This is a genomic window from Nitrobacter vulgaris, assembly GCF_031453995.1.
Classification (GTDB): Bacteria; Pseudomonadota; Alphaproteobacteria; order Rhizobiales; family Xanthobacteraceae; genus Nitrobacter; species Nitrobacter vulgaris.
Window position 1 is genome coordinate 1 of sequence record NZ_JAVDPZ010000096.1, and the last position, 1318, is coordinate 1318.

Annotated in this window: 1 protein-coding gene; it reads right to left on the reverse strand. The window is 66.6% G+C overall.

Annotated features, from left to right (window positions below; all coding sequences use genetic code 11):
* The coding region (locus tag GGQ85_RS20765) for an efflux RND transporter permease subunit (RefSeq protein ID WP_309776096.1) at positions 1–1247 on the reverse strand (1247 nt) is incomplete at its 3' end.
* Positions 1248–1318: the final 71 nt, after the last annotated feature.

The window sequence follows — 1318 nt, forward strand, 5'->3', positions numbered from 1 at the left end:
TCGACGACGATGATCGCGTCATCGACGACCAGGCCCACCGCCAGCACCAGGCCGAGCAGACTCAGGGTGTTGAAGGAGAAGCCCAGAAGCGCCATCGGACCGAACGTGCCGACTAGCGCCACGGGCACCGCGATCGCTGGGATGAGCGTCGCGCGCCAGTTCTGCAGGAACAGGTAGGTGACGATCACCACGAGGACCAGCGCCTCGAAGAGGGTGCGCACCACCTCCCAGATCGCCTCTCGCACGAATTCGGTCCGGTCGAGGGCGATGCGGTAGGTCAGGCCCGGCGGGAAGCGTTTGGCAAGCTCCTTCATGGTGGCGCGCGCGCCCTCCATCACCTCCACGGCATTGGCGTCGGGGTTCTGGTAGATTCCGAGCGTCGCCGAGGGCCGGCCGTCGAAGCTCGACCTGACGCCGTACTGCTCGGAGCCGAGTTCGACTCGGGCGACGTCGCGCACCCGCACCACCGAGCCGTCGGGATTGGCGCGCAGCAGGATGTTGGCGAATTCCTCGGGCTTGAGCAGGCGCCCCTGCGTGACGAGCTGCAGCTCGAAGGCTGTGGGTTCGCTCAGCGGCTGCTTGCCGAGAACGCCGGTCGTGATCTGCGCGTTCTGCTGCTCGATCGCCGAGGTGACGGTCTGGGGGCTGATCGCCAGCGCCTCCATCTTCACCGGGTCGAGCCAGATGCGCATGGCGTAGCGCATGTTGGAAAAGTTCACGATGCGCCCCATCCCCTCGACCCGGCGCAGCGGCTTGATCACCTGCGTCTCGGCCCAGTTCGAGAGGAACAGCTCGTCGTAGTTGGCGCCGTCCTCAGCGTAGAGGACGATATTGCCGAGGCGCTGCCGCGAGCTCTTCGTGATCTCGAGGCCTTGCGCCCGGACAGCGGCCGGCAGCTTGGCCTCCGCACGGCTGGCGCGGGTGAGCACCTCGGCAGCTGCCGCGTTCAGATCCGATCCGACCGCGAAGGTGGCGTCGATGCTGACGCTGCCGTCGGTGCTGCTCACCGAGTTGATGTAGAGGAGGTGCGGTGCGCCGTTCACCTCCTGCTCGATTGGAATGGCGATGGCCTCGTACGACTGCTGGGCGCTGGCGCCGGGGTAGGTCGCCTGGATGTTGATAACCGGCGGCGCGATCTCGGGATACTGCGCGACCGGAAGGGTCAGGCCCGCGACGACTCCGATCAGCGTGATCAACACCGAGATGACGCCCGCGAGGATCGGGCGGTCGACGAAGCGCGCGAACAACATGCGGCGAGTGGCCCCTTCCCTTGTCAGTTCTGGGCCTCTTTGGTCCGGCCCGGCACAACTGAGATTGC